This is a genomic window from Acidimicrobiales bacterium (assembly GCA_035546775.1).
Lineage (GTDB): Bacteria > Actinomycetota > Acidimicrobiia > Acidimicrobiales > JACCXE01 > JACCXE01.
In genome coordinates this window covers 90,547-99,125 of record DASZWD010000004.1, presented here as the reverse complement: position 1 = coordinate 99,125, position 8,579 = coordinate 90,547, and the positions used below count along the sequence as shown (strand labels likewise).

6 protein-coding genes are annotated in these 8,579 nt (G+C 66.9%); 5 read left to right on the top strand and 1 reads right to left on the bottom strand.

Annotated elements, in window-relative coordinates:
* The 4 genes from VHC63_01510 to VHC63_01495 form a co-directional block, all read left to right on the top strand.
* Positions 1-946 (top strand): nuclease-related domain-containing protein (locus VHC63_01510; protein HVV35248.1); only part of this gene is annotated, 946 nt, incomplete at its 5' end.
* A 115-nt stretch (positions 947-1,061) separates the two neighbouring features.
* A complete protein-coding gene (locus VHC63_01505; protein HVV35247.1) occupies positions 1,062-1,601 on the top strand; it encodes a hypothetical protein in 540 nt (179 codons plus the stop codon).
* 8 nt (positions 1,602-1,609) lie between these two features.
* The gene (locus VHC63_01500; GenBank protein ID HVV35246.1) at positions 1,610-1,870 is read left to right on the top strand and encodes a DUF4160 domain-containing protein; all 261 of its coding nucleotides are present in this window, start codon (positions 1,610-1,612) and stop codon (positions 1,868-1,870) included.
* Positions 1,867-2,130, top strand: a complete 264-nt coding sequence (locus tag VHC63_01495; GenBank protein HVV35245.1) for a DUF2442 domain-containing protein — start codon at positions 1,867-1,869, stop codon at positions 2,128-2,130. Before VHC63_01500 ends, VHC63_01495 begins: the two co-directional genes overlap by 4 nt.
* Positions 2,131-2,139: 9 nt before the next feature.
* Here the strand turns inward: VHC63_01495 and VHC63_01490 are convergent, their stop codons facing one another.
* The gene (locus VHC63_01490; protein ID HVV35244.1) at positions 2,140-4,995 is read right to left on the bottom strand and encodes a vitamin B12-dependent ribonucleotide reductase; all 2,856 of its coding nucleotides are present in this window, start codon (positions 4,993-4,995) and stop codon (positions 2,140-2,142) included.
* Positions 4,996-5,390: 395 nt separating this feature from the next.
* Here VHC63_01490 and VHC63_01485 point away from each other — a divergent pair, with 395 nt between their 5' ends.
* Positions 5,391-8,549: an MASE1 domain-containing protein gene (locus VHC63_01485; protein HVV35243.1), complete on the top strand. Its 3,159-nt coding sequence runs from the start codon at positions 5,391-5,393 to the stop codon at positions 8,547-8,549.
* Positions 8,550-8,579 lie beyond the last annotated feature (30 nt).

The following is an 8,579-nucleotide window of genomic DNA, read 5'->3' as shown; positions in this document are numbered from 1 at the left end:
GAGATTCGCCAAGGCACACGCGTGGCGAATCGTGTTCGCGGTTGTCTTCATCTCGGTACTTGCAGGCACGCCGGCGGTGCTACTGCATCGGTACCAGTACTGGTTCTTCTTCGGCCTCGCTCTCGGCGCCACCGCCGGCATGCTCGGGTACTGGGTCGTCGTCTACAGCGGCTCTGCGCACGCCGTCATGGGTGACATAGGAGAGCAGTGGACCCAACAGGCGTTGCATCCGCTGCGCAAACGAGGATGGAAGATCATCCACCGCGTGCTGCTGCGCAAAACCGAAGACATCGACAGCGTCGCCATCGGGCCAGCGGGGGTGGTGGTGGTCGAGACGAAGTGGTCGTCGGATTCCTGGGACTCACGGACGCGACGCCAGAGGCTCGACGAGGCCGCCGCCGCAGCCTCCGACAACGCCCGGAGGCTCTGGCTGGTGCTCCGCAGCTCACATCCCGAGGTTTCCGTGCGAGCCGTGGTGGCGCTGTGGCCGTCCGACGACGCGTTCAAGCCACGCCAGATCGCGGGCGTTGACGTCATGCCGGGCCTAACGCTCCGAGATTGGCTCCTCGAGCTGCCCGCCGGACAACTCTCACCCGAACGCGTCGACGCGGTGTGGAGCGACCTGTCAGCACACCTCGATGCGCGCGACAAAGCGGGCCTCGACGTCGACCGATCACCACCCAAGTCCGCCGAGGACCTCTTCGACGATGTCGTGCAACACGTGGGCGGTGCACTCACCGGGGCCCTTGTGGTCGCGTGGTTGACGTCGCGGATGTGGTTCCTCGGAATGCTTGCGGCTGTACCGCTTGCGGCAACGTGGGCGGCGGCACGCCAGGTGCGGCCGCTGCGCCGCGTCGCTACGGGAGCACTCTTGTCGACGGTGTTCGTCGGCTCACTCTTCGCAGCGCTTGTCGCAATCGCGTACCTGCACGCGTGGCTCTGGTAGACGACTGACCGGCGCGACGCGCAGTCCGGCTCCAGCGCGCAACACCCCTCGGGCATACTGAACCTCGCTTCGTCGGTTCGCTCCGGCCTCTCGTTCCTTGTCTTAGGAGCACGCGATGAAGCTGGAGTTTCCCGGCAACGACTCCCCCCTCGACGAGAGCTGGCTCGAGCCGCTGTACGAAGTCCGCGCCGTCGTCGAGTTCGACCCGGCGTACCAATTCTTCGACCCGTACGACTTCATGGTGATGGCCAAGGTTGTGCGCTCGGGTCGACCCAACATCACCCAGTTCAAGCACCGCTACACCCGGCGGTATTTGCATCTCGATCTGGTCGGGCGCGCCTACCGCTACATCCCGCCGCGCGACATCACTCGTGGCTCGGGTCGCTTCGTTTCCGCGCCGAGTCTCGAGTGGGCGCTGGAACGGTTGCAGTTGTGGGAGCTGCCGTGGTTCAAGGAGGAACTGCAGCAGTACCAGTTCGGCCTGCGGTTCGACGAAGCGTGGCGACTGTCACCGCAGTTCGATCCGCGCCGCTTCCTCGCCGACGACTACGGGCTGCGCGATGACGACGAGGACGACTGGCCATGCGACGGCGAAACGGTCGACCAAGGTGGGCCGGACAGGCGCCTGCGCCTCGTGCGCGGCGACACTTCGTAGGCGAGGCCATGCCGCGCATCTCGGAGTTCTACGGAATCGCGATCTACATGTATGTCGCCCGAGAACATCCGCCGCCGCATTTCCACGCGGTGTACGGCGAGTTCGAAGCGAGTGTCGGACTCGACGGGGTCATTGTCGCCGGCAAACTGCCTCGCCGCGCGGCCGCGCTCGTTGCGTCCTGGGCGCGTCTGCACGCCGACGAGCTCGCCGCCAACTGGGCTAAGGCGATGGCCCGTCAACCGCTCGATACCATTGATCCGCTGCCATGAAGTCACTCGTCCACGTCACCGCTGCCGAGGTTCTCGAGGGATATCGGCTTCGCCTCACGTTCGAGGACGGAACGACCGGTGTCATCGACTTTTCGGCCGAGCTTTGGGGCCCTGTGTTCGAGCCGTTGCGTGAACCTGCTCGCTTCGCCGAAGTGTCCGTCGACCCCGTCGCCGGCACGATCGTGTGGCCAAACGGGGCCGACTTCGCGCCGGAGTGGTTGTATGAGGCCGCGTCGTCGCAGTCGTCGGCGACTACCTGAACGGCTCCGCTACGAGCAGCCGCTCGTCGACCCGCACGACGAGCACACGTAGCAAGACCCCGCACGCTGCATCTCGTTGCCGCACGAGTAGCACAGCGGCGCGATGACCTCGTTCTTCTTCGGCGCCTCCATCTTCGGCGCCTGCGGAGCCGCAGCCGGCGCCACCGCGGACGGAGCGGCAGCCGGCGCATCCAGGTCCAGCGTCACCTGCGTACCCGACACGCCGTGGTCGACGGTGGCCGCCTCTTCGACGCCGGGCAGGGTCGGCTGGATGCGCTCCTGCTGGGTCATGATCCCGAGCTCTTCGCGCTCGGCGAGGGGCATGTAGTCCACGGCGATGCGACGGAAGATGTAGTCCATCAGCGACGTGGCGATGCGCAGTTCGGGATCGTCGGTCATGCCGCTCGGCTCGAAGCGCGAGTTGGAGTACTTCTTCACGTAGGTCGACAGCGGCACGCCGTGCTGCAGGCCCAAAGAAATCGACACGGCGAACGCGTCCATCAGACCGCTCAGCGTGCTCCCCTGCTTCGACACCGAGATGAACAGCTCGCCGGGACGGCCGTCGTCGTACTCACCGACGGTGAAGTAGCCCTCGCAGTCGGCGACGCGGAACTTGGTGGTCATCGAGCGGCGCTTCTGCGGCAGGCGCTCGCGCACCGGCTGCTTGGTGAACACGACGTGGCGCTCGATTTCCTTCTCGAGCTCGGCGATCTTGGCGGCGAGGGCAGCGTCGGTGGGATGGCCGTCGACCGACGACGTCGACGCCGACTCCTCCGAGTCCTTCTTCTGGGTGGCGAGCGGCTGGGCCACCTTGCAGTTGTCGCGGTAGATGGCAACGGCCTTGAGGCCGAGCTTCCAGGCCTCCATGTGCACGTTCGCGATGTCCTCGACCGTGACGTCTTCCGGACAATTGATCGTCTTCGAGATAGCCCCCGAGAGGAACGGCTGCGCGGCCGCCATCATCTTGATGTGGCCCATGTAGTGAATGGTGTTGTCGCCCATCGAGCAGGCGAACACGCTGTAGTGCGACGGCGACACGTGGGGCGCACCGAGGATCGACTTCTCGGTGTCGATGTACTCGAGCACCTCTGAAATCTGGGCCTCGGAGTAGCCGAGCTTGCGCAGGGCGCGGGGCACGGTCTGGTTGACGATCGACATCGTGCCGCCGCCCACCAGCTTCTTCATCTTGACCAGGCCGAGGTCGGGCTCGATGCCGGTGGTGTCGCAGTCCATCAGCAGGCCGATGGTGCCCGTGGGCGCCAAAACGCTGGCCTGCGAATTGCGCACGCCGTGGATCTCGCCGAGCGTGTTGGCCTCGTCCCACGCCTGACGCGCCGCGTCGAGGATCTCGACGGGCACGAGCTCTTCGTCGATCTGGTTGACGGCGTCGCGGTGCATCGACAGCACCTTGAGCATGTGCGAACGGTTCTCCTGGTAGCCGGCGAAGGGCCCCATGCGCGACGCCGTGCGCGCCGAGGTGGCATACGACTGACCGGTCAGCAGCGCGGTGAGCGCACCGGCCCACGCCCGACCGCCGTCGGAGTCATAGGCGAGGCCCTGGGCCATCAGCAACGCTCCGAGGTTGGCGTAGCCGATGCCGAGCTGGCGGAAGCGCCGCGACGTCTTGGCGATGCGCGCCGTGGGGTAGTCGGCGTTGCCCACGATGATCTCCTGGGCGGTGAACACGGTGGTGACCGCCGAGAGGAACCCGTCGACGTCGAAGCGGTCGGCGTCGTCGAGGAACGTCAGCAGGTTCATCGAGGCGAGGTTGCACGCCGAGTTGTCGAGGTGCATGTACTCCGAGCACGGGTTGGAGCCGTTGATGCGCCCGGTGGTGGCCGCGGTGTGCCACTTGTTGATGGTGGTGTCGAACTGCAGGCCCGGATCGGCGCACTCCCAGGCGGACTGGGCGATCTGCTGCCACAGGTCACGCGCCTTGAGCGTCTCGATGACCTCGCCGGTGGTGACGGCCACGAGGTTCCAGTCGGCGTCGTCGATGACGGCCTGCATGAACTCGTCGGTGACCCGCACCGAGTTGTTGGCGTTCTGGTACTGGATCGAGTGGGAGTCCTTGCCGTCGAGGTCCATGTCGAAGCCGGCGTCGCGCAGCACGCGGGCCTTGCGCTCCTCGACGGCCTTGCACCAGATGAAGTCCTGGATGTCGGGATGGTCGATGTTGAGGATGACCATCTTGGCGGCGCGTCGCGTCTTGCCGCCGGACTTGATCGTGCCGGCCGAGGCGTCGGCGCCGCGCATGAAGCTGACCGGGCCCGACGCCGTACCGCCGCCCTTGAGCAGTTCCTTCGACGAGCGGATCTTGGAGATGTTGACGCCCGCACCCGAGCCGCCCTGGAAGATGACGCCCTCTTCGGAGTACCAGTTGAGGATCGACTTCATCTGGTCCTCGACCGACAGGATGAAGCAGGCGCTGCCCTGCTGGGGCGTGTCCTTGACGCCGATGTTGAACCACACCGGCGAGTTGAACGCCGCCTTCTGGTGGATCAGGAGGTACTTCAGCTCGTCGCTGAAGGTCTCGGCCTCTTCGGGAGAGGCGAAGTAGCCGTCCTTGTTGCCCCATTCGGTGATGGTGTCGACGATGCGGTCGACGACCTGCTTGAGGCTCCACTCACGCTCGGGCGTGCCCAGCGTGCCCCGGAAGTACTTCTGGGCGAGGATGTTGGTGGCGTTCAGGCTCCAGGTCGAGGGGACCTCGACACCGAGCTGCTCGAAGGCGACTTCACCGGTCTTCCAGTTCGAGATCCGGGCGTCGCGCCGCTCCCACTCGACGGTGTCGTAGGGGTGCACACCTGCGGTGGTGAAGGTGCGGCGGATGCCGATTCCGAGCTGTTCCGGTGCGATTGCCATGAGTGCGTGTACTCCCCTGTCCTAGACGTCTTGAGGGGGTGGAACCACAATATCTTGTGGTGGGCGGCCCCCCTGACCGCGAGATGAGGGGGAAATACAACACCGTAATTCCACGCTTGTCAACGAATTGCGTCGCGCGAAAGTGCTGGTCAGGACGGGTTCGCGAAGGTTCGCAACTGCGTACTTTCGCGATCACCGGCACCTCACAGCTTTCTGACGCCCATCCGCACGTCTTCAACATCTTGTGCACAGCCCCATGCACACCCCCTGTGTGCCCCGGCAATGCCCAACGGTTCCCAACACATCTCAAGCGGATGACGGACCCGCCGAATGGGGCTCACGTGAGAGGCGGTCCGCCGCGTTCGCGACGGGTTCTACAAATTGCTGGTTTGGCGGTGGCGTACTGGGCCGCGGCCCGAATCGGGCTCAACGCCGGCGCGCTACCGGGCAACGCCGCGCCCGTGTGGCCCGCGGCGGGCCTCGCCCTCGCCGCGGTGTTCCTGTGGGGCCCGGGGGTGGCGCCGGGCATCGTCATCGGCGAGTACTTCTCGAACCGCAACGGCCTGCCGACGTTCTCGGTGCTGTGCATGTGCGCCGGCAACACCCTCGAGGCGCTCGTCGCGGCCGCGCTGCTGAAGCGGGCCAAGGTCACCCGCGGCCTGGGCCGGCCACGCGACGTCGGCGTGCTGCTGCTCCTCGCCGCCGGGCTCGCCACCGTGATCAGCGCCGTCATCGGCAACACCGCGCTCGCCGCTGGCCACGTGTTCCCCCACGCCGAGTTGTGGACGCACCTCAAGGTGTGGTGGGCGGGCGACGCCCTCGGCACCCTCATCGTCACGCCGCTGGTCTTCTCCTGGACCGACCCCGACGCGCCGCCGTTCAACGGGAACGTGTGGGAGATGGTCGGCCTCGTCGTGGCGATGGGCGCCGCCTCGGCGTTCGGCCTGCACGGCCAGAACCCCTCGGCGTTCCTGCTCTACCCCGTCGTGTCGTGGGCGGCGCTGCGTTTCGGTGGCCGCGGCGCGAGCGTGACGACCATCACCGTCGCCGGCCTCGCCGTCTACACCACCGTGCACGAGAGTGGCCCCTTCCACACCGGCCACCCGATCGGCGACCTGTTCCTCCTCGACGCCTTCATCGCCGTGCTCGCCGCCAAGGGCATGCTGCTCGCCGCGGTCGTGGCCGAGCGCGACCGGTCCCAGCGTGAGCTGCGGATGGCGAACGCCGAGCTGGAAGCCCGCGTCGCCGAACGCACCGACGCCCTGCGCGTCGACCGCGCCCGGCTCGAGCAGGCGCAACGCATCGCCCATATCGGCAGCTGGCAGTGGGATGCGCTGGCCGACGTGATGACGACCTCGGACGAGTTCGACCGCGTCTTCGGCATCGACCCGTCCCTCGCCCGCGGCTCGATCATGCGCTACGTCGAGTGCATCCACCCCGACGACTGGGAGATGGCGCGCGACCGCGTCCTCAACGCCCGCGAGCGCGGCCTGCAATTCGACTTCGAGCTGCGCGTGGTGCATCCCGGCGCCCACGTGCGCTGGCTGCGCATGCAGGGCCAGTCGAGCATGCACAACGGCGTGGTGTCGCACATGAACGGCATCGCCCAGGACATAACCGAGGCGAAGCTGGCCGAAGACGTCATCCACGCCAACGAGATCCGCACCACGCGCATCGTCGAGGCGTCGTCGGAGGCGTTCGTGTCGATGGACCTGCACCAGCGCATCACCGACTGGAACCGGCAGGCCGAGCTCACCTTCGGCTGGGCCCGCGAGGAAGTAACGGGCAAGCGCCTCCCCGACATCATCATCCCCGAAGCGCTGCGCGCCGCCCACGACATGGGTGTGAGCCGCTTCCTCGCCACCGGTCAGATCAACGTGTTGAACACGCGGCGCGAGGTGACGGCCAGGCATCGTGACGGCCACGAGTTCCCGATCGAGCTCGCCATCTGGGCGACCGAAGGCGCGCACGGCGAGACCTTCTTCCACGCCTTCATGCACGACATCTCCCAACGCCTCGACGACAAGGCGGCGCTGGCCCACGCGCTGGAAGAGGCGCGCGAGGCGAGCCGTTCGAAGTCGGCGTTCCTCGCCAACATGAGCCACGAGATCCGCACACCGATGAACGGCGTGCTCGGCATGGTCGGCCTGCTGCTCGACACGCCCCTCGACGCCCAGCAACTCGACTACGTGCAGACGATGGCGACGTCGGCCGAGGCGCTGCTCGGCATCATCGACGACATCCTCGACGTGTCCAAGATCGAGGCGGGCAAGCTCGCCATCGAGCACGGCGACTTCAACCTGCGCAAGCTGGTGCAGGAGACGATCACGCCGTTCATGCCGATGGTGACCGACAAGGGCATCGAGCTGACCGCCCACGTCGCCGCCGACGTGCCCGACGCCATCAACGGCGACCGCCTGCGCCTGCGGCAGGTGATCAGCAACCTGCTGTCGAACGCGGTGAAGTTCACCCACCACGGCGCCGTCAGCCTGCGCATCACCCGCCAGCGCGACTGCCTGCTCTTCGACGTGCTCGACACCGGCATCGGCATCCCGGCCGACGCGGCGTCGTACCTGTTCGACCCCTTCGTGCAGGCCGACGTGTCGACGACGCGCCGCTTCGGCGGCACCGGCCTCGGCCTCGCCATCTGCCGCCAACTCGTGACCCTGATGCACGGCGAGATCGGCGCCGAGCCCCGCGACGGCCACGGCAGCCGCTTCTGGTTCACCCTGCCCCTCATCGCGGCCACGACGGTCCCCAAGATCCCGGAGCGAAGGGCGGCGGCACCGGCGGTGCTCGGCAGCGGCCGCGGCCGCGTGCTCGTCGTCGAGGACAACGCGGTGAACCGCAAGGTCGCCGTCGGCATGCTCGAGCAACTCGGCTACAGCGTCGAGGTGGCCGTCGACGGGGTGCAGGCGGTCGACATGTTCCGTCCCGGCGCCTTCGACGTCATCTTGATGGACTGCCAGATGCCGCGTATGGACGGCTACGACGCAACTTGTGCCATCCGGGCACTTGAACCGAGCGGCCACACGCCGATAGTGGCTATGACCGCTTCGGCCATGGCTTCTGACCGTGACCGCTGCATCGCGGTCGGTATGGACGACTACCTCTCGAAACCGATCAACCGGGACCTGTTGGCGGCAGTTCTGCGACAACGCATGGAAGGCAACACAATGACGATGACCTCCTCCACCACGAGCAACACCGAAGAAGAGCCCTTCGACGCCGAGACGCTGGAGCAGCTGCGTTCGCTCGACGAAGACGGCAGCTTCATCGCCGAGCTGGTGAACATGTTCCGCGACGACATTGCGACACACGTCGCCGCCCTGCACGCCGCCATCGCCGCCCACGACGAGACGACGATCGCGCGCACGGCCCACCAGGCGAAGGGCGCGTCGGCCAACCTCGGGATGCGCGCCCTGGCGGCGAGCCTGAAGACCCTCGAGCTGTCCGCTGGTGCCCCCGATGCGGAGCTCCACCAGGCGATGGCGATCGTGGAAGGGCGCGTCGCCGAGGCGCTCGCCTACGCCGACTCGCTCGTGGCCGCCTGATTTCTCAAATCGCGTCAACCACCTCCCAAT

Coding starts and splice junctions, on each gene's coding strand:
- VHC63_01505 (HVV35247.1), top strand. CDS start 1,062: ATGAAGCTGGAGTTTCCCGGCAACGACTCCCCCCTCGACGAGAGCTGG.
- VHC63_01500 (HVV35246.1), top strand. CDS start 1,610: ATGCCGCGCATCTCGGAGTTCTACGGAATCGCGATCTACATGTATGTC.
- VHC63_01495 (HVV35245.1), top strand. CDS start 1,867: ATGAAGTCACTCGTCCACGTCACCGCTGCCGAGGTTCTCGAGGGATAT.
- VHC63_01490 (HVV35244.1), bottom strand. CDS start 4,995: ATGGCAATCGCACCGGAACAGCTCGGAATCGGCATCCGCCGCACCTTC.